Raw genomic sequence first — 24,129 nt, forward strand, 5'->3', positions numbered from 1 at the left:
TAAAAAAATGAGTTTTAACGTCAACGAAAAAGGATATTACGGAGAATTTGGAGGAGCCTACATTCCTGAAATGCTATATCCAAATGTAGAAGAATTACGCCAGAAGTATTTAAGCATAATGGATGAACCTGATTTTAAAGCAGAGTTCAATCAATTATTGAAAGATTACGTTGGACGTCCTAGTCCGTTGTATTTTGCAAAACGTCTATCTGAAAAATACAATACCAAAGTTTATCTAAAAAGAGAAGACTTAAACCATACCGGAGCGCACAAAGTAAATAACACTATCGGTCAGATCTTATTAGCAAAACGTTTAGGCAAAAAAAGAATTATTGCCGAAACTGGGGCCGGACAACATGGTGTAGCAACAGCAACGGTTTGCGCTTTAATGGGAATTGAATGCATCGTGTACATGGGCGAAATTGACATTGCACGTCAAGCGCCAAACGTAGCACGTATGAAAATGTTAGGCGCAGAAGTTCGTCCAGCACTTTCAGGCTCAAGAACATTAAAAGATGCAACAAACGAAGCCATCCGCGATTGGATTAATAATCCAGTTGATACACATTACATTATTGGATCTGCCATTGGCCCGCATCCTTATCCAGATATGGTGACGCGTTTTCAAAGCATCATTTCTGAGGAAATCAAATGGCAGCTAAAAGAAAAAGAAGGACGTGAAAATCCTGATTATGTTGTGGCTTGTATCGGTGGAGGAAGTAATGCCGCAGGAACTTATTATCACTTTTTGCACGAACCAGAAGTTGGAATCATTGCAGTAGAAGCTGCGGGAAAAGGCGTTGACAGCGGTCATAGCGCTGCAACCAGCAAATTAGGAAAAGTTGGTGTTATTCATGGCTGTAAAACACTTTTAATGCAAACGCCAGACGGACAAATTACAGAACCGTATTCTATTTCTGCCGGATTAGATTATCCCGGAGTTGGCCCTTTGCACGCACATCTGGCTCAAACAGGACGCGGAGAATTTTTCTCTGTAACAGATGACGATGCTATGAATGCAGGCCTACAATTGACAAAATTGGAAGGAATTATTCCTGCAATTGAGAGCGCACACGCGTTTGCAGTCTTGGATCAAAAGCAATTCAAACCAAGCGATATTGTTGTAATCAGCCTTTCTGGCCGTGGCGATAAAGATTTAGATAATTATATCGAATATTTTAAATTGTAATAAAAGTTATACTTTTGATGTTACCGCTTAGCGGCTCAGGATTTTATTCTAAATCAAAACTACTAACGAGAAAAATAATAATTATGGAAAAATTATTTTCATACGGAACATTACGATCTAAACAAATTCAGATGCAGATTTTCAACAAAGTACTAACGGGAACTGCAGATCAGCTTCTTGGCTACAAACTAAAAAGCCTCCAGATAGAAGAAGAATTTGGAATGGCCGATTATGTGGTTGCGATACCAAGTGAAAACGCAGCAGAAACCATTCATGGCGTTGTTTTTAATGTTACCAATGCAGATTTAGCAAAAGTAGATTTATTCGAATCCAATTCGTACAGAAGAATTCAGGTTAAGCTAAAATCTGGAATAGTTGCTTGGGTTTATACCGAAAATAAATAATTAGAAATGATTTTAGCAGCCGCTCAGACAAAACCTAAACGTGGAAATATTGCTTCAAACTTATTGAACCATTATCAGCTCATTGAATTGGCTGCTCAAAATGGCGCTCAATTAATTGCTTTTCCTGAAATGTCAATCACTGGATATGAACGGGAAAATGCTATGGAATTGGCTTTCGCTGAAGATGATTACAGAATAGATCATCTGAAAGATTTGGCAACTGACAACAATATCGTCATTATTGCTGGCGCTCCAATTTTAATTGAAAATCAATTGTTTATTGGCGAATTTATAATAGCTCCCAACGATTCGGTTTCTGTTTATACGAAACAGTTTTTGCATGAAGGCGAGGATGAATTTTTCCAGTCTTCGTTTGACAACAATCCGACAGTTACAATTGAAAATCAGAATATTGCATTTGCGATTTGTGCCGATATTGATAACCCGAAACATCCTGAAAATGCTTCAAAAAATAATGCAGACATATATATTGCGAGCATTTTCTTTTCTCCAAACGGAATTCCGAATGCGTACAGAGATTTGCAAAATTATGCAGAAAAACATCAAATGAATGTTTTGATGGCCAATTTCAGCGGTGAGTCTTGGGGATCGCCTTCAGCAGGACAGAGTGCTTTTTGGAATAATAAAGGCGAATTAGTTGGACAAATGAATGAATCTGACTCTGGATTGTTACTTATTAAAAAACAAGGTGACGATTGGGAAAGTCGAATCGTAAAATTTTAAAATATAATGCCATAGATTAACCGATTAGTATAAGTATTTTTTTGTTTCACACAGATTCTGCAGATTAAAACAGATATAAATTATAAATCTGTTGAATCAGCTTAAATCATTTTAAATCTGCGTGAAATAAACTTCTAATCTTTGGCTAAAGCAAAACATAAACATCCCTAACAGGTTTTGGAAACCTGTTAGGATAAAAAATACTAAAAATGAACAGAATAACTCAAAAATTACAAGAAGATAAAAAGATCCTTTCGATCTATTTTTCTGCCGGATATCCGAACTTAAATGATACTGTGCAGATTATTCAAGATTTAGAAAAAAACGGAGTTGATCTAATCGAAATCGGACTTCCTTTTAGTGACCCTTTGGCAGATGGGCCAACCATTCAGGCGAGTTCTACGCAGGCGCTTCATAACGGAATGACCACTCAAATTCTTTTTGATCAGCTGAAAAACATTCGCGAAAGCGTAAAAATTCCGTTGATTATCATGGGATATTTTAATCCAATGCTACAATACGGAGTTGAAGCTTTTTGCCAAAAATGTGCAGAAATCGGAATTGACGGCTTAATTATTCCAGATCTTCCCGTTGATGTGTATGCGGATGAGTACAAAGCGATTTTTGAAAAATACGGATTAATAAATGTATTCTTGATTACGCCTCAAACTTCAGAAGAACGCATTCGTTTTATTGACAGCGTTTCAGACGGATTTATTTATATGGTAAGTTCTGCTAGTGTTACAGGATCTCAATCTGGTTTTGGCGACATTCAAGAAAGCTACTTCGAAAGAATTGCCGAAATGAATTTGAAAAACCCTCAAATTGTTGGTTTCGGAATTTCAAATAAAGAGACTTTCAATCAGGCGACAAAATATGCAAAAGGCGCTATTATTGGAAGTGCTTTTATTAAACATTTAAGCGAAAACGGAAGCGGGAAAATTGCTGAGTTTGTTGGAGATATTCGATAAATTATTTCATAGACCGCGTTTAAAAACAATTTTTAAATACCGTTTTTTAATTTTAAGAATCTATAAACATAACCTCTTCAAATATTTTATACCTTTGAATAAAATCAAATATCATGGATTTAGAAGCTCGTAAAATATCATTTGTACAAGAATTTCTTAGATTGCAAAATGAAGAAATAGTAAATCAGCTCGAAAAATTGCTTCATGAGCAAAAAGTGCAATTATTGGATTTGGAAATGAAACCGATGAGTTTAGATCGATTTAATAATGAAATTGATCAATCTATAAATGATGTTGCTGAAGGTCGAATTACTTCAGCTAAAGATTTAAAATCAAGAATCCAAAAATGGGATTAACTGTTTACTGGACTCAATTTGCAGAGGATAAACTAACAGATATTTTTGAGTATTATAAATTTAAAACTGGAATAAAAGTTGCAAAAGCATTGATAGATGGTTTAGTAGATTCTTCTCTTTCACTCGAATATAATGCTTATGGTGGCCAGAAAGAAGAACTTTTATCAGAAAGAATTCAGAATTTTAGATATTTAGTTTTTAACAATTATAAAATTATTTACTGGATTGATGAATACAGAAATGTTGTGTATGTTACCAACGTATTTGACACCAGACAAAATCCGATCAAAATAAAATTAGACCAATAAACTCCTTAAGAGCTGAAATACTAAAAGTATTTCAGCTCTTTTATTTTACCAGATTCCAGAACAAATTAACATAAATTATCGAAAACGCTTTATGTTAATATTATGTTAAAACAAAATTAAACAAGCGTTTAAATTAAACAAGTGTTTAATTTTGCATTCGATTAGAAACAATACCATGTCACACATCGAATTGAACGATAAAAAAATTCAGATTCTTAATGTTGCAGAAAGGCTTTTTTCTGAGAAAGGATTTGAGGGTACATCGATACGGGATATCTCCAAAGAGGCCAAAATTAACATTGCCATGGTCTCGTATTATTTTGGTTCAAAAGAAAGACTACTAGAAGCCTTAATTTTTCACAAAACCGTTGATTTAAAGCTACAGCTCGAAAATTTATTGCAAGAAGAGATAGAACCTCTTGAAAAAGTCAATAAATTGATCGAAATTTACATCAACAGAATTTGCCTTAACAAAGGGATTTACAGGGTTTTACATTTTGAACTTTACAATAAAAAGCGAGAAAAAAGCCTTCAAGCTTTTACTGAACTTAAAAAAGGAAATTTGAAATCAGTTGAAAGCATTATCAAACAAGGTCAAGCCCAAGGAGTTTTTAGAAAAGATGTCAATATCCAACTCATTACTCCGACAATTATTGGAACCTTTTTTCACTTTCACATGAATCGCTCTTTCTTCGAAGAATTATTTGATTTAAAAACAGAAGAAATGTTTAACAATTACATTAAAAACGATCTTACAAAGCACATTCAACAAACTATAAAAGCGCTACTTGTTTATGAAAATTAGTCAATTAATGCTCTTTGGAGTTTTCTTTATCGGAATATCTTCAATAGAAGCACAAGAAAAAACAAGTTTAACCTTAGGCGAAGCCGTGAAAATGGCATGGGAAAAGAGTGACGAAGTTACGCTTGCCAACACTAAGGTAAACACAAAAAAATACGAATTACAGACGGTTAAGAATAACCAATATCCTGATTTAAAAATTTCTGGCCAATACCAGCGTCTTACAAAAGCTTCTATTGATTTGCCAAATCAGGGGCAAAGTGCTTCTCTAGCTTCACCTGACCGTGCAATGCTTGGAATGGCTAACTTAAGTTTACCAATTTTTGCAGGATTTAAAATCCAAAGCAGCATCGATGCGTACGATAGTATGTATGAAGCTGAAACGGCTACTGCCGCAAAAACAAAAGAAGATGTAGCTTTAAGAGTAATCACTTACTACACAGCTTTATACAAAGCACAAAAGACTTTAGATGCTCTAAATGAAAATCAAAAAAGCGCTAAACAGCGTGTTACTGATTTTATCGAATTGGAGAAAAACGGAATTATTCCGAGAAACGATTTATTGAAAGCGCAGTTATTGGTTTCAAAAACGCAATTATCTATTGATGAAGCTAATAATAATATCAATAACATCAATTTCTATCTGACAACATTGCTTAAATTAGACTCAAATGTTAAAATACAAGTAAATGAGGATGATTTTTTCAATTTAAAAACAACAGGTGCGCCTACAACAGACGGACTAGCTCTTGAAAACAGAAAAGATCTGGAAGCTATTCGTTTGCAGCAAAAAGCTTCTGAAGCAAATGTTAAGATTGCCAAAGCAGGATATTACCCAACGCTTTCATTACTTGGAGGTTATACAGCTCTGGATCTTAAAGATATTATTACTGTAAAATATGCAATGAATTTTGGTTTAGGTTTGTCTTATGATTTATCTGGAATTCTAAAAAACAATGCACACGTTAGAGAAGCTGAAAGCAAAGCTCTTGAAGTAAAAAATACAGAAGCCATTATGACTGACCGCATTAAGGTTGAAGTTCAGAAATCTATTGAAGATTATGACTTAGCGATCAATCAAAGTGTGGTGTATGACGAAGCACTTCAACAAGCTGCAGAAAACTACAGATTGGTAAAAGATAAATTTGACAACGGTCTTGCTGATACCAACGATTTGGTTGAAGCTGATGTTGAACAATTAAGCGCAAAAATCAATACTGCTGTAGCAAAAGCAACCATTATTCAAAAATATTACGAATTACTTTCAGTATCAGGACAATTATCACAATCATTCAATCTTTCTAAAATATAATCGATAGCTCTCATGGAAAAGAAAAAAACAAATAAAAAATTCATCATCATACTTGCAGTTCTGATTTTAGGAGGCGGAACTTACGGAATATCTAAATACCTACACTCTCAAGCTCACGAAGAAACAGATGATGCACAGATCGAGAAAAGAATGAATCCCATCATCCCGAGAGTTTCAGGATATATCAGCAAAGTATATGTGAAAGATAATGATTATGTAAAAAAAGGAGATACTTTGTTTACAATTGACAAAAGAGATTATCAATTAAAGATTGACGAAGCTAATGCCGCTCTATTAGGAGCTGAAGGCCAGTATGAAGCTGCTAAGGCAGATATTGGAAGTGCAAATGCAAGCATCTCAGTTTCTGATGCTCAAATGAAATCTGCAACTGGTTCTATCGAAAGTGCAAAAATTAGATTGAGACAGCTTACAAACGATTATAACCGTTACAATAACTTGTACAAGACACATACTATTACAAAACAGCAATATGAGCAGGCTTTAACTGCAAAAGAAGAAGCTGAAAACCAAGTACGTGTTTTAGAACAACAACAAAGAGCTAGTTCTTACCAAAAATCGGTTATTCAGTCAAAATCTAAAGTTTCTGACAAACAGACAGAAGTTGCTGCGGCAAACATTAAAAAAGCAAAAACAATGCTTGATGTCGCTCACTTAAACCTTTCTTATACAGTAGTTACAGCTGCAATCGATGGTCAGGTTTCTAAAGTTGACATTCAGCCAGGACAATTAGTTCAACCGGGACAATCTTTATTCTACATCATCAATAATAATGAAGCTTGGGTTGTAGCTAACTTTAAAGAAACACAATTAAACAAAATGGTTATCGGACAAAAAGTAAGCTTAAAAGTAGATGCTTATCCAAACTATGAGTTTAAAGGAACTGTAACTTCTTTCTCTCCTGCAACAGGATCTCGTTTTTCATTATTGCCACCTGATAATGCAACAGGAAACTTCGTAAAAACAATTCAGAGATTACCAGTAAAAATTAGCATAGACGAGTCTAACGATCCTGAAAAAGTAAAACTTTTAAGACCAGGTATGAACGTTGACGTAGATGTACATTTGAAATAAAATAAATGGCAACAGCAGTACAAGACGACGATTTAGTAGAATACGGTTTCCGACGCGTTATCATTACGATTACAGCAGTACTTTGCGCACTGCTGGAAATTGTTGATACGACGATTGTAAACGTAGCGCTGACAGACATGCGCGGAAGTCTTGGTGCTACCTTGACCGATGTGGCATGGGTAATTACAGCATACGCAATTGCGAATGTTATTGTAATTCCGATGACGAGCTGGCTATCGCAGCAATTTGGAAGACGTAATTATTTTGTGGCTTCCATTATAATATTTACAGTCTGTTCTTTTTTGTGTGGTAACGCCACCAATATTTGGGAACTTGTAGCCTTCCGTTTCGTACAAGGTATGGGCGGTGGAGCATTGCTTGTAACAGCCCAAACTATTATTACAGAAAGTTACCCAGTAGCAAAACGTGGAATGGCACAGGCCATTTACGGAATGGGTGTAATTGTTGGACCAACACTTGGACCGCCATTAGGAGGATATTTAGTAGATAATTACTCTTGGCCTTATATTTTCTACATCAATATTCCGCTGGGAATTATTGCTACCATTTTGGCTTTAACCTTTGTTAGAAGTCCGAAATACGGAGAGAAATTGAAAGCCAATCAGGTTGACTGGTGGGGAATTATTTTGCTGAGCACTTTTATCGGATCTTTACAATTTGTTTTGGAACACGGACAGCAGGATGACTGGTTTAACGATTCATTAATCGTAACCTTGAGTGTTGTTACAGTTCTAGGTTTAATTTTGTTTATCTGGAGAGAGCTTACATACAAACATCCAATTGTAAACTTGAGTGTTTTAAAAGATGGTAATTTAAGAATTGGAACTGTTATGTGTTTCATTCTTGGTTTCGGTTTATATGGTTCAACTTTAATTATCCCAATTTATACGCAGTCTATTTTAGGATGGACCGCAACTGATGCAGGTTTATTGTTGATTCCAGGATCTATCACAACGGCGATTATGATGCCATTTGTGGGTAATATGATACAGAAAGGCGTTCCTCAAGGGTATATGGTTGGAGTAGGATTTTTAATTTTCTTCTTCTTTACTTTCATGATGTACAGCCGTATGACACCTGACACTGGTGTAGAACATATGTATTGGCCATTAATTTTGAGAGGAATTGGATTAGGACTATTGTTCGTTCCTATTACAACACTTTCGCTATCTACATTGAAAGGAAAACAAATTGGTGAAGGAGCTGCATTTACGGGAATGATGCGCCAGTTGGGCGGATCTTTTGGTATTGCAATTATTACCACTTTCATCACGCGTTTTAGCCAATCGCATAGAGTAGATTTGATCAATAATTTAGATCCAGCCAAATTTGAAGTACAACAGCGAATTGCAGGAATGCAACACGCTTTTATGGCAAAAGGATATAGCGCAGATGTTGCTTTGAAAAAAGCGTATCAGGCTATAGAATATTCTGTAATGAAACAAAGTACTGTAATGGCTTATATGGATATTTTCCTTTATTTAGGAATTATGTTTTTATGTTGCATACCGATTATTCTCTTTATCAAAAAAGGGAAGAACAAAATTAGTGCAGCCGACGCAATGCATTAATAATAATAGATTTATAATACGCAGAAACGCCGAATTCATCATTTAGAATTCGGCGTTTATTTTTTAATTTAACCGCAAAGGGCGTAAAGAATTTTATTTCTGAGAAGCTTAAAAACGTAAAGTTTGCAAAGCTTTATGATAAAACCTTTACGCCCCGAGGCTTCGGGATTGCGTTAATCTTTGCGTGCTTTGCAGTTAAAAAACTCAGAACCTTAGTAGCTCAGAACCTTATCAGCTTAAAAAAATTACCTTGTAAAAACCAAATGATTTCCTTTCGAAAGATTCGCGTCAAACTGATAATCTTCGTAATTAAAACCTTTTAAATCATCAATAGTTTCAGCGTTGGTATCAATAATGTAGCGAACCATCATACCCCTCGCCTTTTTAGCAAAGAAGCTGATCATTTTTAATTTTCCATCTTTATAATCTTTAAAATCTGGAGTGATAACAGGAACTTTTAAAGCTTTTACATCAACCGCTGAAAAGTATTCGTTGCTTGCTAAATTCACAAACAATTCATCTTTTTTCAATTCTTTGTTTAAAGCTTTAGTCACTGTTGGTTTCCAGAATTCATGCAAGTTTTTAGATTCGCCAACCGGCATTTTTGTCCCCATTTCCAAACGATACGCCTGCATTAAATCTAAGGGTTTTAAAAGACCATAAAGGCCCGATAAAATTCTCAGCTTATCTTGCAAAACATCAAGTTTTTCTAACGGAATGGTATACGCATCCAAACCTGTGTATACATCTCCGTCAAATGTATAAACGGCTGGACGAGCATTTTCTGGCGAAAAAGGCGTTTTCCATTCCTGATTGCGTTTCCAGTTTAAGTCGGCTAGCTTGTCTGAGATAGACATTAGTTCCGATAATTCTGAAGGCTTTTTTTGTTTTACTACTTTATGAACCACTCTGGCTTCTTTTAAGAATGAAGGTTCTGTATATTGAGATGTTGGCAATTCTTTTTCGAAATTCAGTGATTTCGCAGGAGATATAACAATTTTCATGTGTGCTTTTTTCTATGATTCAAAAATACAAATTGAAATTTTAAAAATTATCGTTTACAATTGTTTTGTTCTATTGTTATATTTTTTTTAAGCCACGAATTCACGAATTATTTTTTTTACAATCTTTGAGTTTAATTTTCGCATAAATTCGTGTAATTCATTACTCTAATTTATGCGAAATGATTTAAATTAATTCGTGAATTCGTGGCAGAAAAATTTAGATCATGGCAAAAAATCAAAAATTAAGCTTTGCCATTTTTTATTTAAATAAAATTCAATTGAAAAATTGTGAATTTATTCAAAAAAGTGAACGATAGATTATAAAAGGCATTTTCTATGTTGTAAATTTGCAACCATAAAATTCCAAAAACATTTTCAATACAAAAGAAAGTTGTATTCTAAATATTAGCCACGAATTCACGAATTAACTTTTTAAAAATTAATTAGAAAAATTCGTGAATTCGTGGCGGAAAAAAAATTTAGATCATGACCAAAATATTGTATCAACAGGAAAGTTATCAGATAATCGGAATTTTATTTGATGTTCATAGAAATTTAGGTGGTGGCTTTTCTGAAATTGTATATAAAGATGCTTTAGAATATGAATTCAAGAAAGCAAATATTCCATTTGAAAGAGAAAAAGAATATTTAGTAAATTATAAAGACATTATTTTAGATCACAGGTTTTATGCTGACTTTGTTTTGTTTGATAAAATTATACTTGAAATAAAATCAAGTGATTTTCTGCATCCAAAATATATTTCTCAATGTATTAACTATTTAAAAGTATCCAAAAACAATTTAGCGATTTTGGCAAACTTCAATTCTACCTCACTTGAACACAAACGTATTATTTTATAAAAATTAGTGATTCGTGGCGATACAGACAAACTATAAAACTGCTTTACAAAGCAAAATCTTCGATATCATTTCGAAAGCATCTCAGGAATTAAATGTTGACTCTTATGTGATAGGAGGATTTGTTCGTGATCTGCTTTTAAACCGAGGCTCTAAAAAAGACATTGATGTAGTTGCTGTTGGTAGCGGCATCGAATTGGCGCTTAAAGTTTCTGAATTACTTCCGAACAAACCCAAAGTTCAGGTTTTTAAAACCTACGGAACAGCCATGCTTCGTTTTGAAGATACGGATATTGAATTTGTAGGTGCCCGAAAAGAATCGTATACCCGAGACAGCCGCAATCCGATTGTCGAAAACGGAACTTTACAAGATGATCAAAATCGTCGCGATTTTACCATCAATGCGTTGGCTTTATCTTTAAACTCAACTAATTTTGGAGATCTTTTAGATCCTTTTGATGGATTAACAGATTTAGAAAATAAAACAATCAAAACACCTTTGGATCCAGATATTACTTATTCTGATGATCCTTTGCGAATGTTGCGTGCCATTCGTTTTGCTACTCAATTGAATTTTGAAATTGAAGAAAATTCATTAAATGCGATCACAAAAAATGCTGAAAGGATTAAAATTATTTCTGGCGAAAGAATCGTTGATGAATTAAACAAAATTCTTCTAACAGATAAACCTTCAACAGGATTTTTACTTTTATACAAAACTGGGCTTTTAGATTTAATCTTACCTGAATTGACCGCTTTAAATCAGGTTGAGGAAATTGAAGGCCATACACATAAAAACAATTTTTACCATACGCTTGAGGTTGTAGACAACATTTGTCCAAACACAGATGATGTTTGGCTGCGTTGGGCGGCTTTATTGCACGATATTGGAAAAGCACCAACAAAACGTTTCACTAAAAAACAAGGCTGGACTTTTCACGGACATGAATTTTTAGGCGGAAAAATGGCGAAGAAAATCTTCGAGCGTTTACATATGCCTTTGAACCATAAAATGAAATTCGTTCAGAAAATGGTTATTATGAGTTCGCGTCCGATTGTTTTAGCTCAGGATATTGTAACCGACAGCGCAGTTCGTCGTTTGGTTTTTGATGCTGGCGAAGATGTAGAAAATTTAATGACTTTATGTGAAGCGGATATCACAACCAAAAATCCATCAAAATTCAAGAAATACCATAAAAATTTCGAGCTTGTCCGCAAGAAAATTGTGGAAGTAGAAGAACGCGATCATGTTCGTAATTTCCAGCCTCCTATTTCTGGAGAAGAAATTATGGAAATATTCGATCTAAAGCCTTCACGCGAAATCGGAATTTTAAAAGAAGCAGTAAAAGAAGCTATTTTAGAAGGCGTTATTCCAAATGAATATCAGGCGGCTTATGATTTTGTGATTAAAAGAGCTGAAAAGTTAGGCTTAAAAAAAATAGAGAAATAAGTATTATTTAATAAAATGAAAAAAGAGAATAAATCAGTAATCATTTGGTTACTATCGGGCTGTGTTTTATTATTTTTAATGGTTGTCGTGGGAGGAATTACGCGTTTGACCAATTCGGGTTTATCTATGACCGACTGGCATTTGGTAACCGACACCTTCCCGCCTTTGACAGAAGCTAAATGGCAAGCCGCTTTTGACGAATACAAAAAATTTCCTGAATACCAGAAAATCAATATTCACAACGATTTTCAATTAGCTGACTATAAATTCATTTATTTTTGGGAATGGTTTCACCGTTTCATTGGCCGCATTATTGGTTTGGTTTTCTTTGTTCCGTTTGTTTACTTTTTAGCAAAAAAGAAATTAGATACTGATACGATTAAAAAATGCATCGTCCTTTTGGCGATGGGAGCTTTCCAAGGATTTTTAGGATGGTTTATGGTGAGAAGCGGCTTAATTGACAATCCAGATGTAAGCCATTTTAGACTTTCATTGCACCTGACTTTTGCCTTTATCACTTTCGCCTACACGCTTTGGGTAGCGCTAGATTTGATTTATCCAGAACGAAACATCAACAAAATTTTACCTCTTAGAAATATTGCGCGTTATGCTTTAGCGGCTCTTCTAATCCAGATTATTTATGGCGGATTTGTGGCGGGATTAAACGCAGGGTTAATTCACAATCACTGGCCGTTGATGAGCGACGGAGAATTTATTCATGAATCGGTTTTTATTGAGCAGTCTTCTTTAGTAAAAAATTTAATTGAAGGAAAAAGCGGCGTTCAGTTTGTACACAGAACTTTTGCTTATGTTGTAGTGGGCATTATTCTTTTCCTTTTCTTCAAAAGCAAAAAATATACGCTTACACATACGCAGGCAAACGGAATCAAAACTTTGGTTGTTTTTGTTTTCATTCAGTTCTTGCTTGGAGTTTTCACTTTATTATATAGTGTTCCTTTGGCTTTAGGATTAATCCATCAGATTATGGCGTTTTTCCTTTTGAGTGCCATGACGTATACATTGCATAGATTAAGCAAATAAATTCGAAACATATCAAAATATAAAAAAGCTGTCTCAAAAGGACAGCTTTTTGTTGAAAGGCATATTATTTTTAAAATTTATTTATATGTAAAACCCTAGCAGGGTAAAATATTTATAGAGTTACATTGAGACAAAAAAATGTCGCTCCTCTGGAGCTTTATATTGGAACCATTTATCTTTTGCTATAAATATTTCGCTTCTCCGAAGCTAACAAAAAGCTTCTATCCTAGCCAAGCTTTAAAATCCTGCACTTTTTCTCGGCTTACAATTACCTCATCATCTTTATAACTTGGCAAAATCACTTTTAAGCGTGAATTGGTATATACCTGAATTTCCTTAATTGCTTTTAACGGAACAATAAATTTTCTGCTTACGCGAAAGAAATCCTTTTTATCGAGTTCTTGTTCCAATATCTCTAAAGTCGAATCTATGAGATAATCGCGATTTTCGTAGGTATGAATGTAGGTTCCTTTATTTTCACTGAAAAAGCATTCTATTTCTTCTGTCGTAATGACTTTTAAATGCTGTCCTATTTTAACTGTAAATCTTTTTTTGTACGTTTTCTCGAAAGGATTAGACAGCATTTGGCGAATCTGTTCAAAATCCAATTGCATATTTGAACTTTCTGCCGTTGCTTTTGGAAGGCGCGATTTGTATTTTGATACAGCGGTTTCCAGATCATCCTCGTCAATTGGTTTTAAAAGATAATCGATGCTGTTTAATTTGAACGCTTTTAAAGCATATTCATCATACGCTGTAGTAAAAATGATTGCGCTTTTAATGTCTATTTTTTCAAAAATTTCAAATGACAAGCCATCGGAAAGCTGGATATCCAAAAAAATCAAATCTGGATGCGGGTTATTTTCAAACCATTGAACCGATTCTTCTACAGAATGCAGCATGGTTTCTACGGTTACATCCAACTTTTCAAGTTTTCTCTGCAGCAATCTTGCCGCTGGCTTTTCGTCTTCTATAATTAATGTGATCATTTACTATGCTGTAAAATTTGAAAAAATATGAATTCAAAGTTACTCCCATTTATTTTTATTTGCGGCATCTTTTTCCATGTATTTTTGAATTTTTCTTTGTTCCCAATCGGAACCAAAAAACCAATCAGCGCCAAAAACAGATAACGCGTGAGCCAACAAACCAATTCCCCAGAAAAATGCAGTAGAATAAGTTCGTGATTCTAATAAACCGCTTAAATCCATTACCATTACGCCAGTAAATTTATCTCGCGTTAAACTTGATACGATGATAATGATGTTTACAATTATATAAATTTTCAAATGAGAGTAAAATCTCTTAAGTCTTCTTACTCTTCTATAAGCTGCATTGTAATTTGGATCGTCTGTATATTCTCCAAAATGCTCTTTTGTGTAATCATCGTACATATTTCTTCTAAAACGTCCCATAACTATGTTTTAAACTATTTCCACTTGTTTTTATTCTGTTTTTCCTTCTCCATAAACTCTTTGATTTTTCTTTCTTCCCATTCCTTGCCCATTCCTGGAAAAACTTCAAAGACTTTTAATCCGTGAAAAACAACTCCAACTCCCCACCATAGCAATGGCCAGAAAAACCATAAATAGCTAGGCGACGTATACAAATTAATAAAAATTAAAATCGCATTTACTAGCACAAAAGCAAGAAGATTTCCATAAAATCCTTTAATATTTTCTACCTTCTTTTTGGCTTGGATATATTTTTCCTCTTCACTTAAATTCCTTTCCATAACTATTCCCATTTTTGTTTTTTATACTTTTTTTCTAAAATGCTTCTTAGTTTTCGCTCTTCCCATTCCTGTCCAAAAATCTTATAAGAAGCAAACAGATCGATTGCCGAACCCACAATTACGGCTGTCCAAATAATTACAATCACCCAATTTATATATTTGATCGGAAAAATTTGCAAGGGCAGATTGGTGTATTCTTTTAGAAGAAAAACAATCAATGCAATGGTGTAAAAGAACAAATGCTTGTAAAAAGATTTTAGCTGAATTACTTTTTTGCTGGCTAATTCTTCCAGCATTACTTGTTCCTGATCATTATTCAAATTTGTTTCCATGATTATTTTCAAGTCGTTTTTGGTTTTCTTTTTCTAAAATTTCCTGAATCTTTTTCTGTTCCCACTTTTTATTAAAAAAAGGCGGATATTCAAAAGCTTTTAATCCATGCAAGATAATGGCCATTCCCCATCCTGCTACAGACCATATCCACCAGAGGTATTCTGGAAAAGTCATGTAATTTACAACAATCACAATCGGGTTACATAAAACATATACAGTCAAATGCTCATAAAATCCTCTTATTTCTTTTACTTTTTTCTGAGCATCATAATAACGGTCTGCTTCTGTGAAATTATTTTCCATTATTTCCACGTTTTTTGTCGGTTATCTTTCTCCAAAATCTCTCGAATTTTTCTTTCTTCCCAATCAGAGCTGTAGCCAAAAACTTTAAAAGCGTGCATGGCAACTCCAAATCCCCATCCTAATGCCGAAAACCAAAACCATTGAAATCCTGGCGAAAATTTTAAATTAATAAAGACCAAGAACGGAATTACGCAACAATATGAAATTATATTTCCGTAAAATCCTTTTAATTCTTCTACTCTTTTTTTAGCTCTATAATAAGCTTTTGCTTCGTCTGTATATTCTGCACTCATTTCCATAACCGTAATTTGTTTGGTTAAAATTGGAATTTTAACGGTAAAATTCTTTTCATCTTCCTCAATCTTCACTTTTCTATCCGTTACAATTCCGTATCTATTTACAATATTCTGCAGTCCGACACCTTGTCTATCCTGCAACACTTCTTTTTTCTGAAGATCATTCTGAATAGCAAGATAATCCCGATCAACAAAAATTCTAATATGAAGCGGTTTTTGTTCGCTTACTACATTATGCTTTACCGTATTTTCCAACAAAAGCTGTAAAGAGAGCGGCACCACTTTGGCTTCCGGATTAATGTTTTCTGTTGGCAATTCGTAAAACAAACTATTTTCGAAACGCATTTTCAGCAGGTTCATATAGGTTTTTGCAAATGACAATTCGTCTTCTACCGAAACCAGTTCTTTGTCTTTCTGCTCTAAAACATATCTATAGATTTTAGAAAGAGAAGTTGTAAAACGCTGGGCATTATCTGGATTCTCTTCTATTAAAGAGCTAAGAACATTTAAACTGTTGAAAAGAAAATGCGGATCGATCTGGTTTTTTAAACTTTCAAATTTTGCATTTGCCGTACCCGCAATAATTTTCTGCTGCGTAACTTTATTTTCCTGATAGAGTTTATAAAAATTAAGCCCGTGAAAAAACAATAAGACAATAAAGGTCATTACCGCAGATTCAATATAATTTTCTGCCTTCTCATTGGCCAGAAAACCTAAAATTGTTTTATTGTCGATGATTACGCTGGTAAACAAACGCAATACTACAATGATAATCATCGACACTAAAAATGAACTTGCAAAACCAATTAAGATTCTCTTTATCGAATACGGATTTGACCTGAAAACTCTATCTAAAAACTCAAAAAGAACAACGTTTACGATATATAAAACCACACTGTAAAGCATGCAGTACAAGAAATAAATAGAAAGATTCTTGGTAAAAACTGCTGTTCCTACAGAAGCAAACCGAATTAGAAAAGAAAATAAAAATACTATTCCTCCAACTAAGCACGCCTTTAACAAATTTGGTTTTAATATCATGATGTTTTATAAACTATTGAATTACTTACAAGTTTTTTGAATTTCTAACGCTCTATCCAATCCCCATTTTGGAGAATAAGGCGTAGCTGGTTTAAAAGTATTAAAAAGTTCGATAGATTTGTCAACTTGCGCGCATAAAGGTTTTGTGTCTACACCTGTCCATTTTGCACCGCCTAACTGATAATCTGCTTCACCAAAAACCGCTCTCGGATTATTTGGATCTAATGCTTTTGCTTTTGCATAAGCTTCCATTACTTTAGCAGAATATTTCATTCCATTTGTCATCGGATCTGCCACAACATATCCCGTATAAATTAAAGCCTGCATTACATACAATTCTGAATTGGCTTGGTCCTTTATCAATTCAATATCTAAGGCATCTTGCGCTTTTGTCAATAACAAATCGATTTTGGTTTTATCTTTTTCTGTAAAAACAGCTGTTGCATTAATTAAAGCTACGTAATAATTTGGCAGATAACTATTTTTTTCGGCAGCAGCAATTCTTTCAAATAAAGCAGAAGCCTCGGTATTTTTTCCTTCTTTCCAAAGTCCGAACGCTTTATTCATTCCTTGTTCGAATTGTGTTTGCGCTGAACTTATTACGACAACAAATAGTGCAACTAAAGTGATGATTTTTTTCATTTTATAAGTTATTTAATGGTTTGTTTATATAGATTAGTTATTTAGAATACAATTTCGACTTTTGAGTCTTTGCTGACAGTAAATTTGGCATCTTGATACGAAGGAGGCCCCATAAATCCTTTTGCATTGTTAGAAGCGGCATATTCTTCAGATGGAGCTCCCATTGCATTTCTATCAAGTTTTCCGTTGCTGTTTTCGTCATGGTAAGTCGAAATTGCATATTCTCCCGCAGGAAGATTTTCAAATGTTACAACAGCCTGATTGTTTTTAATTTCGGAAGCAAGGCTTTTATATGTTGTTTTAAGAAACGTTCCGTCTGAATTATATAATCCTACTTTAAGGACTCCTGTATCATTTTTTAAACCTGAAACAGCAACAGTCAATTTTACATTTTGTGCAGACATTAAACTGCAGATAAATAACATGGTAATTGTAATAATTTTGGTCATGATTTCTATTTTTTTAAGGTTCTGAAATTCTAAGTTTTTTTGTTGATGATTAAAACTTTTTTTTAGCCTCTAAGTTTTTAAGAAATCTAAGATTCAAAGCTTTTTAAACTTAGCCTCTCAGAACCTTAACCACTTATCGACTTTTTAATTTACACTTCAAAAGTATGCTGGTTTTTAGTCTTTTAAAATTAAATGATACTGAGTTGTTGATTTTGGTTACTGAATTGTTTTTTTTTTAAGGTGCAAAGGTTCAGAGGTTCAAAGGCACAAAGATTTCTTTGCCGATTTAAAAAACTTTGCCCCTTTGAGCCTTTGCCACTTTGTTCCTTTGTTAAAGATTTTTCAACTGATTCTCATTTTTGTTTTGGCTGATCGTCCAGAAGAAACCTACGAAGAAGAATCGGTCAGCATTAGGCACTACGGCCTGTCTCTGATATACTCCGCTTGCATCTGGAGTTTTTGCGTAATCGTATCCAAAAATATTTTGAGTTCCTAGAACATTTGAAACTGAGAAATAAAGGATTTTTTGTGTTGTCAATAAATACGCCCAGCTGAAACTTAAACTATTATACGATTTTGTTTTTTCGTTCATAAACTGCGTCTTATTTGGGTCGTTGTACGGGCGTCCTGTACTGAAACTGTTGGTTAAACTAACTTGAGATTTCCAGTCTGTAATAAAATATTTTGCAACTACAGATAAATTATGATTGGCAATAAAACTTGGAGTTGCCATTTTTGGAAAGTTTTTATATTGTCTTTCTGAATCTATATAAGAATACGAAATCCAATATTCTAAGTTTTTATGCAAATTGCTGTCTCTCCAAAATAAATCCAACCCTTTTGCATAACCCGATCCGTTATTATTGAAAACCGAATTGTACTGAATATCTCTCGTATCGTACTGCACCAAATTGCTGTAATCTTTGTAATAAGCCTCTGCTCTAAGCGTTTGTCCAGGTCTTGTAAACGTATAATTTAAAATATAATGACTGGCTTTCTCGCTTTCAAACTGATGGTATTTAGAAAATTTAATATAATCTACAACCGGCGTTTGAGAATAATCTCCGTAGGCAAAAGAGAACTGGCTGCTTTTTGAAACTTTGTATCCTAATGAAGCTCTTGGCGCAATATTGTTTTCGTTTAAAAGGCTGTTGTTTGAATACCTCAAGCCAACTTTTAAAGCTAATTTTTTAGAAAATAAAATATCTCCTTCTGTGTAAGCTGCAAAAATGTTTGAGTCGTAGCCATTTGTAACATCAAGAGCAATATTATCTGCTAGGTTTTCATCATATTTTGTAATGAAATAATCTGTTCCAAAAGATAATTTAAAATAATTTGAAAATTTCTTGCTTAGCTTCAGTTTCAATTGTGCAGCATTTTCCTGACTGTCAATTCCTGTGATATTGTATTTTAATTTGTTTTTGCTGTAACCGTAACTCACTCCAGAAGTAATCTGCCATCCTGTTCCAAAACTTCCTTTGTAAGATGAATTCAAATAGAAGTTGTTGTTGTTCATATCTGTTCTAATCGGATTTTCGAAATTGACATTTTTCTGATTCAAATCAAATTTTTCAGAATCAAAAGAAGCATACAGTTTAAATATTCCGTTTGTAAAATTGTATCTGTAAACTGTCTCTCCACCAAGTGACTGATAAGGATTGTTCCAATCTACGTTTTGCGGAATAACAGCTTGATACGGAGCCAAATTGATGTAAGCCATATTTACGCTCAAAGAGCTTTTTTTGAATTTCTGCGTGTTTCCTAAACTTAATCCGACCGTCATAAGTCCGATATCTGTTTTTTCATGATCTTCTTCATCTTGTGTATTTAAAAGCAAAACACTCGATAAAGCTTCACCGTATTCTGCAGAATAGCCTCCAGTTGAAAATGCGATTCCGCTAAACAAAAAAGGAGAAAAACGGCTTCGAGTTGGCAAATTATTTGTCGTTGCGCCATAAGGTTGCGCTACACGAATTCCGTCAACAAAGGTCTGCGTTTCGCTCGCCTCTCCCCCACGTACAAACAAACGCCCATCTTCACCTACAGTCTGCGTTCCCGGCAGAGTCTGCAATGCCGCTACAATATTTCCGGCTGAGCCTGCTGTGGTCACAATATCTAAAGGTTTTAAAACAGAAACCCTTGCTTTGTCTCCAGACTCTAAAGTTCCCGCTGTAATGACAACTGCATCTAGAGCATTAACATTTTCTCTTAATTTTACTGTCTGATCTTTATAATTTGCAACATCAATTTCTTGCTTGTAAGTTTCAAAAAGCAAAAAACTAACCACTAAAAATTTGTTTCCTGTTTCTGTAGTTTCAAAAGAAAAATCTCCTGTTTCAGAACTTGTTGCTCCGTCGTAAGTCCCATCAATATAAATATTTGCGCCTGCAACTGGTTTTCCTTTTTGATCTACCACTTTTCCCGAAATAGTATTTTGAGCAAAAATTAAAGCTGTAAAAAATAAAAAACTAACTGTAAATAATAATCTGGTTTTCATGTTCTCTTTGGTTTTTGATGAAGCAAATGTATTTTAACAATTCATGTTAAAAAATATATAATAACCCAATTGTAGATTTTCGAGGATGAGTTGTAAAATACTAATTTGTATCTTAGCTAACGCGTTTCTAAAAACTATTAACTATGTCAGAAAGTAAAAGAGTTTCGAATTTGTATCAATCCATTTATAATGGAAATCCATGGCTTGAAGTGACCTTAGCAGATACTTTAAAAGATATAACTGCTGCTCAGGCTTATAAAAAAATCAATCCTAATTTAAACACAATTTGGGAAATTGTCAATCACCTAATACAATGGAGAAGAAACATATTAAAGCGTGTTCAAGGAGAAATAATTACGACTCCCGATCATAATTATTTTGTGCCTATTATAGATTCATCTGAACCCGCTTGGGAACAATCACTACAAAATCTGGCAAAATCTCAGGAATTATGGAGTGCTTGTCTAAGTGATTTTAATGATGAGGATTTCGAGAAAATAGATCTAAATAATAATCACAATTTTTATGAAGATATTCACGGAATCATTCAACATGATGTCTATCATTTAGGACAGATTGTTATTTTGAAGAAACTGCTTTAAAAATTCATAATTATGAAAAAGCCACTTTTAATTTTTGTTTTTTTAGTAATGAGTGCAATCGGCTTTTCACAGGAAACCGAAATCAAATACGATGAAAACCTTGCAAAATCGCTTCATGCCGACGAATACGGAATGAAGAAATATGTTTTTTGCCTTTTAAAATCTGGAAGCAACACGACGGCTTCGAAAGAAGAAACCAAAAAACTTTTTGAAGGCCATATGGAAAACATTGGCAAATTGGCCAAAGAAGGAAAACTGGCTGTTGCAGGACCTTTTATGAAAAATGACCGAAATTATCGCGGCATTTACATCTTCAATGTCGAAACGATAGAAGAAGCCAAAGCCCTCGTAGCTACAGATCCAGCCATAAAAGCCAATTTGCTCGAAGCCGAATTAACACCTTGGTATTGTACGGCAGCTCTGCAGGAAATACCAAAAATGCACGACAAAATTGCCAAGAAGAAAATGTAAAGCATGAAAACCGAAAAAGAAAAAATGATTTCTGGCGAATATTATAATGCCTTTGATCCCGAATTGGTAAAAGGGCGCCGAACAGCCAAGAATCTTTTGCATACCTTAAATGTAAAAGAATATCGAGTTACCAAAAAAGCAAAAGAAATCCTGAAAGAACTAATTCCAAATGCTGGAGCTGGCTTTTATATCGAACCTCCTTTTCACTGCGATTATGGCTATAATATCTTTGCCGGAGAAAACGTTTATTTTAATGTAAATTGCGTGGTTTTGGATTGCGCCCCTGTAAATATCGGGTCAAATGTTTTTATTGCGCCAAATGTTCAAATTTATACGGCATCGCATCCGCTTGACGCTGAACTACGAAAAACACTCGAAAATGCATATCCGGTTACCATTGGCGACGATTGCTGGATTGGAGGAAATTCGGTTATCTGTCCTGGCGTAACAATTGGAAAAGGCTGTGTTATTGGAGCAGGATCAGTCGTTACAAAAGATATTCCTGAGAATTCACTAGCCGTTGGAAACCCTGCAAAAGTTATTCGAAAATTAAATCAAGAACCTGAATCTAAAAAATAATGCTTACCCTTAATAAAGTTCACCATATTGCCATTTTATGTTCCGATTACGAAAAATCGAAATATTTCTATACTCAGATTTTAGGTTTAACTATTATTCGTGAAATCTACCGTGAAGAACGTCAATCGTATAAATTAGATTTGGCTTTAAATGGCACTTACGTTGTCGAATTATTTTCATTTCCAAATCCGCCGCAAAGACCCTCAAGACCAGAAGCGGTTGGTTTGCGTCATTTGGCTTTTGAAGTTATTAATCTGGAAGAAACGATTGCGTTTTTAAATTCAAAAAACATAGAATCTGAACCGATCAGAATTGATGAAACAACCGAAAAGCGTTTTACTTTCATTGCTGATCCTGATTTACTGCCTATTGAGTTTTATGAGCGTTAGGCTTTTTTGCCGCTAAGGCGCTAAGACACAATGTTTTTTATCTTTTTAATATTTAAAGATTGAATAGCGTCCAGCTTTAGCTGGATGAATAATTATAGGCTCAAAGAGGGCTTTAGCCAAACAAATATTATTTGGCTAAAGCCTTTTATTATTTAAAACTTACTCCCCTAGCTGAAGCTAGGGGCTATTAAAAATATCTTTGCTACTCGACGACTTTGCGAGCAATTTCTCAACACTTTGTCAAGCAAAATGAATGAAAGATTTTTCTTATTTACATTCGTTTTAACACACTAAAATGATTATTTCCTAGAATAAACCGAATTTGATGCTTAATTTTGTGACCCGCATAAAAAAAATGCGACTTCAAATTTCCTTCTGATGAACAAAACGGCGCAAATCAAAAAAAATCATCAATTAATCAAACTCCGAAAATTAGTTATTGTTTCTATCTTAATTGGCTTTCTTTCTGCCTTTCTCGGAATTTCACTCAAAAAAATAACTGAATATTACGAAGAAATCTTTTTTCACGAAGTATCAGTTCATCCCCTTTTTTACATCCTATTTCCTGCTTTCGGTTTATCGGTAATTTATTTCTTAAGACATTATATTTTCAAGAAAAAAGAAAATAAAGGTATGAAAGAAGTTTTTGAAAGTACAGCCTCAAAAACCAAAAATCTTCCGTCCTATAAAATTCCATCTCACTTCATAAACGGCTTATTAACTGTTATTTTTGGAGGTTCCACAGGAATTGAAGTCTCTACAGTTGTAGCCACAGCAACGATTGGCTCGGTTGCTCATGAGAAAGAAAATGTTTTCCGTCAATACAAAACCGAATTAATATGCGCGGGTGTTGCGGCGGGAGTAACGGCACTTTTCAGCAGTCCGATTGCAGGAGTTCTATTTGCTTTTGAAGTAATTTCAAGAAAAGTAACGCGAGCATTTGTGATTTCAAATTTAATTGCCGTTTCCATCGCTTTTGGTTTGCTGACCATTTTAAAAGAGGAACCGTTGTTTGCAGTTTCAATTACAACATGGAATTTAAAAGCGATTCCGTACTTCATTCTTTTAGGGATTTTGGCCGGAATGAATTCAGTTTACTTAACACGCTGTGTTTTATTTTTCAAATCGCAATTTGGCAAAATCGACACCCATTATTACAAAATCATCATAGGATCTGCTGTTTTAAGCCTTTCCCTATTCTTTTTTCCACAATTATACGGAGAAGGTTACCATGCTATTAAAGGAATCTTCGGAAATGCGCATCAAACTCAACTGACCATAACTTTAGCATTGACTTTTATAGGCATTTTAATTCTAAAACCAGTTGTCACTTCAATCACATTGGCTTCTGGCGGCGACGGTGGTGTTTTTGCACCCAGCTTATTCATCGGAGCATTTTTAGGTTTGCTGCTGGCTTCAATCTTAAACAGTTTTTTTCATGTAAATGTAATTCCGATTAACTTTATGATTATAGGAATGGCTGCCGTGTTGAGTGCAAGCATTCATGCCCCTTTTACGGCAATTTTCTTGGTTTGCGGTTTAACAAACGATTATACCTTATTCTTTCCAATTCTTGCAGTTTGTTTAATTTCAAAATATACTGCAAAAACAATTTATCCATATACGGTTTACAGTTATTCTCCAAGCCTAATTAAATAATCTCAAACTA

28 protein-coding genes are annotated in these 24,129 nt (G+C 34.2%); 18 read left to right on the forward strand and 10 right to left on the reverse strand.

Translation table 11 applies throughout. The annotated features are described in order from the left end of the window. Positions 1 to 7 precede the first annotated feature (7 nt). From trpB to N4T20_RS20935, 10 genes are all read left to right on the forward strand, one after another. Complete coding sequence (gene trpB, locus N4T20_RS20890) at positions 8 to 1,189, forward strand: tryptophan synthase subunit beta (protein WP_260670991.1); 1,182 nt, start codon at positions 8 to 10, stop codon at positions 1,187 to 1,189. An 83-nt stretch (positions 1,190 to 1,272) separates the two neighbouring features. Beyond that, positions 1,273 to 1,593 carry a gamma-glutamylcyclotransferase family protein gene (locus N4T20_RS20895; protein WP_260670992.1) on the forward strand — a complete coding sequence of 107 codons (321 nt, stop codon included), beginning with the start codon at positions 1,273 to 1,275 and terminating at the stop codon, positions 1,591 to 1,593. 6 nt (positions 1,594 to 1,599) lie between these two features. Continuing rightward, on the forward strand, positions 1,600 to 2,337 hold the full coding sequence (locus tag N4T20_RS20900) for a carbon-nitrogen hydrolase family protein (RefSeq protein ID WP_260670993.1): 738 nt from the start codon (positions 1,600 to 1,602) through the stop codon (positions 2,335 to 2,337). Between the two features lie 209 nt (positions 2,338 to 2,546). Beyond that, the gene (gene trpA / locus N4T20_RS20905) at positions 2,547 to 3,308 is read left to right on the forward strand and encodes a tryptophan synthase subunit alpha (RefSeq protein WP_260670994.1); all 762 of its coding nucleotides are present in this window, start codon (positions 2,547 to 2,549) and stop codon (positions 3,306 to 3,308) included. A gap of 113 nt (positions 3,309 to 3,421) precedes the next feature. After that, a complete protein-coding gene (locus N4T20_RS20910) occupies positions 3,422 to 3,664 on the forward strand; it encodes a hypothetical protein (protein WP_260670995.1) in 243 nt (80 codons plus the stop codon). Continuing rightward, complete coding sequence (locus tag N4T20_RS20915) at positions 3,655 to 3,972, forward strand: type II toxin-antitoxin system RelE/ParE family toxin (protein WP_260670996.1); 318 nt, start codon at positions 3,655 to 3,657, stop codon at positions 3,970 to 3,972. The genes N4T20_RS20910 and N4T20_RS20915 overlap by 10 nt, the downstream gene beginning before the upstream one ends. Positions 3,973 to 4,147: 175 nt before the next feature. After that, positions 4,148 to 4,777, forward strand: a complete 630-nt coding sequence (locus tag N4T20_RS20920; RefSeq protein WP_111363359.1) for a TetR/AcrR family transcriptional regulator — start codon at positions 4,148 to 4,150, stop codon at positions 4,775 to 4,777. Further along, complete coding sequence (locus N4T20_RS20925) at positions 4,767 to 6,086, forward strand: TolC family protein (RefSeq protein ID WP_260670997.1); 1,320 nt, start codon at positions 4,767 to 4,769, stop codon at positions 6,084 to 6,086. Before N4T20_RS20920 ends, N4T20_RS20925 begins: the two co-directional genes overlap by 11 nt. Before the next feature lie 12 nt (positions 6,087 to 6,098). Next, a complete protein-coding gene (locus N4T20_RS20930; protein WP_260670998.1) occupies positions 6,099 to 7,178 on the forward strand; it encodes an HlyD family secretion protein in 1,080 nt (359 codons plus the stop codon). 5 nt (positions 7,179 to 7,183) lie between these two features. After that, positions 7,184 to 8,770: an MDR family MFS transporter gene (locus tag N4T20_RS20935; protein ID WP_260670999.1), complete on the forward strand. Its 1,587-nt coding sequence runs from the start codon at positions 7,184 to 7,186 to the stop codon at positions 8,768 to 8,770. Positions 8,771 to 9,015: 245 nt separating this feature from the next. Here the strand turns inward: N4T20_RS20935 and yaaA are convergent, their stop codons facing one another. Continuing rightward, a complete protein-coding gene (gene yaaA / locus N4T20_RS20940) occupies positions 9,016 to 9,774 on the reverse strand; it encodes a peroxide stress protein YaaA (protein ID WP_260671000.1) in 759 nt (252 codons plus the stop codon). A gap of 486 nt (positions 9,775 to 10,260) precedes the next feature. Between yaaA and N4T20_RS20945 the strand changes: the two genes are divergently transcribed. The 3 genes from N4T20_RS20945 to N4T20_RS20955 are packed head-to-tail and all read left to right on the forward strand — an operon-like array spanning position 10,261 to position 13,123. After that, entirely contained in the window at positions 10,261 to 10,635 is a 375-nt protein-coding gene (locus N4T20_RS20945) for a GxxExxY protein (RefSeq protein ID WP_260671001.1), read from the forward strand. Between the two features lie 13 nt (positions 10,636 to 10,648). After that, positions 10,649 to 12,082 (forward strand): CCA tRNA nucleotidyltransferase, encoded by a 1,434-nt coding sequence (locus N4T20_RS20950; RefSeq protein ID WP_260671002.1) that lies wholly within the window; start codon positions 10,649 to 10,651, stop codon positions 12,080 to 12,082. Between the two features lie 15 nt (positions 12,083 to 12,097). After that, positions 12,098 to 13,123, forward strand: a complete 1,026-nt coding sequence (locus N4T20_RS20955) for a COX15/CtaA family protein (RefSeq protein WP_260671003.1) — start codon at positions 12,098 to 12,100, stop codon at positions 13,121 to 13,123. A gap of 221 nt (positions 13,124 to 13,344) precedes the next feature. Here N4T20_RS20955 and N4T20_RS20960 read toward each other — a convergent pair whose 3' ends face one another. From N4T20_RS20960 to N4T20_RS21000, 9 genes are all read right to left on the reverse strand, one after another. Beyond that, positions 13,345 to 14,112, reverse strand: coding sequence for a LytR/AlgR family response regulator transcription factor (locus tag N4T20_RS20960; RefSeq protein WP_260671004.1), 768 nt, complete (start codon positions 14,110 to 14,112; stop codon positions 13,345 to 13,347). Positions 14,113 to 14,151: 39 nt separating this feature from the next. Continuing rightward, positions 14,152 to 14,538, reverse strand: coding sequence for a 2TM domain-containing protein (locus N4T20_RS20965; protein WP_260671005.1), 387 nt, complete (start codon positions 14,536 to 14,538; stop codon positions 14,152 to 14,154). Between the two features lie 14 nt (positions 14,539 to 14,552). Beyond that, positions 14,553 to 14,858, reverse strand: coding sequence for a 2TM domain-containing protein (locus N4T20_RS20970; RefSeq protein WP_260671006.1), 306 nt, complete (start codon positions 14,856 to 14,858; stop codon positions 14,553 to 14,555). A 2-nt stretch (positions 14,859 to 14,860) separates the two neighbouring features. Continuing rightward, a complete protein-coding gene (locus N4T20_RS20975; protein ID WP_260671007.1) occupies positions 14,861 to 15,190 on the reverse strand; it encodes a 2TM domain-containing protein in 330 nt (109 codons plus the stop codon). Beyond that, a complete protein-coding gene (locus tag N4T20_RS20980) occupies positions 15,171 to 15,494 on the reverse strand; it encodes a 2TM domain-containing protein (RefSeq protein ID WP_260671008.1) in 324 nt (107 codons plus the stop codon). The genes N4T20_RS20975 and N4T20_RS20980 overlap by 20 nt, the downstream gene beginning before the upstream one ends. Continuing rightward, the gene (locus N4T20_RS20985) at positions 15,494 to 16,831 is read right to left on the reverse strand and encodes a 2TM domain-containing protein (protein WP_260671009.1); all 1,338 of its coding nucleotides are present in this window, start codon (positions 16,829 to 16,831) and stop codon (positions 15,494 to 15,496) included. The genes N4T20_RS20980 and N4T20_RS20985 overlap by 1 nt, the downstream gene beginning before the upstream one ends. Positions 16,832 to 16,852: 21 nt before the next feature. After that, positions 16,853 to 17,473 carry a hypothetical protein gene (locus N4T20_RS20990; protein WP_260671010.1) on the reverse strand — a complete coding sequence of 207 codons (621 nt, stop codon included), beginning with the start codon at positions 17,471 to 17,473 and terminating at the stop codon, positions 16,853 to 16,855. A gap of 41 nt (positions 17,474 to 17,514) precedes the next feature. Continuing rightward, the gene (locus tag N4T20_RS20995; RefSeq protein ID WP_260671011.1) at positions 17,515 to 17,922 is read right to left on the reverse strand and encodes a DUF2141 domain-containing protein; all 408 of its coding nucleotides are present in this window, start codon (positions 17,920 to 17,922) and stop codon (positions 17,515 to 17,517) included. Positions 17,923 to 18,253: 331 nt separating this feature from the next. Continuing rightward, entirely contained in the window at positions 18,254 to 20,419 is a 2,166-nt protein-coding gene (locus tag N4T20_RS21000) for a TonB-dependent receptor (RefSeq protein WP_260671012.1), read from the reverse strand. Between the two features lie 143 nt (positions 20,420 to 20,562). Between N4T20_RS21000 and N4T20_RS21005 the strand changes: the two genes are divergently transcribed. The 5 genes from N4T20_RS21005 (at position 20,563) to N4T20_RS21025 (ending at position 24,119) form a co-directional block, all read left to right on the forward strand. Beyond that, entirely contained in the window at positions 20,563 to 21,021 is a 459-nt protein-coding gene (locus tag N4T20_RS21005; RefSeq protein WP_260671013.1) for a DinB family protein, read from the forward strand. A gap of 12 nt (positions 21,022 to 21,033) precedes the next feature. Beyond that, on the forward strand, positions 21,034 to 21,492 hold the full coding sequence (locus tag N4T20_RS21010) for a YciI family protein (RefSeq protein WP_260671014.1): 459 nt from the start codon (positions 21,034 to 21,036) through the stop codon (positions 21,490 to 21,492). Between the two features lie 3 nt (positions 21,493 to 21,495). Further along, on the forward strand, positions 21,496 to 22,071 hold the full coding sequence (locus tag N4T20_RS21015) for a sugar O-acetyltransferase (protein ID WP_260671015.1): 576 nt from the start codon (positions 21,496 to 21,498) through the stop codon (positions 22,069 to 22,071). Next, the gene (locus N4T20_RS21020) at positions 22,071 to 22,460 is read left to right on the forward strand and encodes a VOC family protein (protein ID WP_260671016.1); all 390 of its coding nucleotides are present in this window, start codon (positions 22,071 to 22,073) and stop codon (positions 22,458 to 22,460) included. The genes N4T20_RS21015 and N4T20_RS21020 overlap by 1 nt, the downstream gene beginning before the upstream one ends. A gap of 378 nt (positions 22,461 to 22,838) precedes the next feature. Then, positions 22,839 to 24,119: a chloride channel protein gene (locus N4T20_RS21025; RefSeq protein WP_260671017.1), complete on the forward strand. Its 1,281-nt coding sequence runs from the start codon at positions 22,839 to 22,841 to the stop codon at positions 24,117 to 24,119. The last annotated feature ends 10 nt before the right edge of the window (positions 24,120 to 24,129 follow it).

It is taken from the genome of Flavobacterium sp. TR2, assembly GCF_025252405.1.
Taxonomy (GTDB): Bacteria; Bacteroidota; Bacteroidia; order Flavobacteriales; family Flavobacteriaceae; genus Flavobacterium.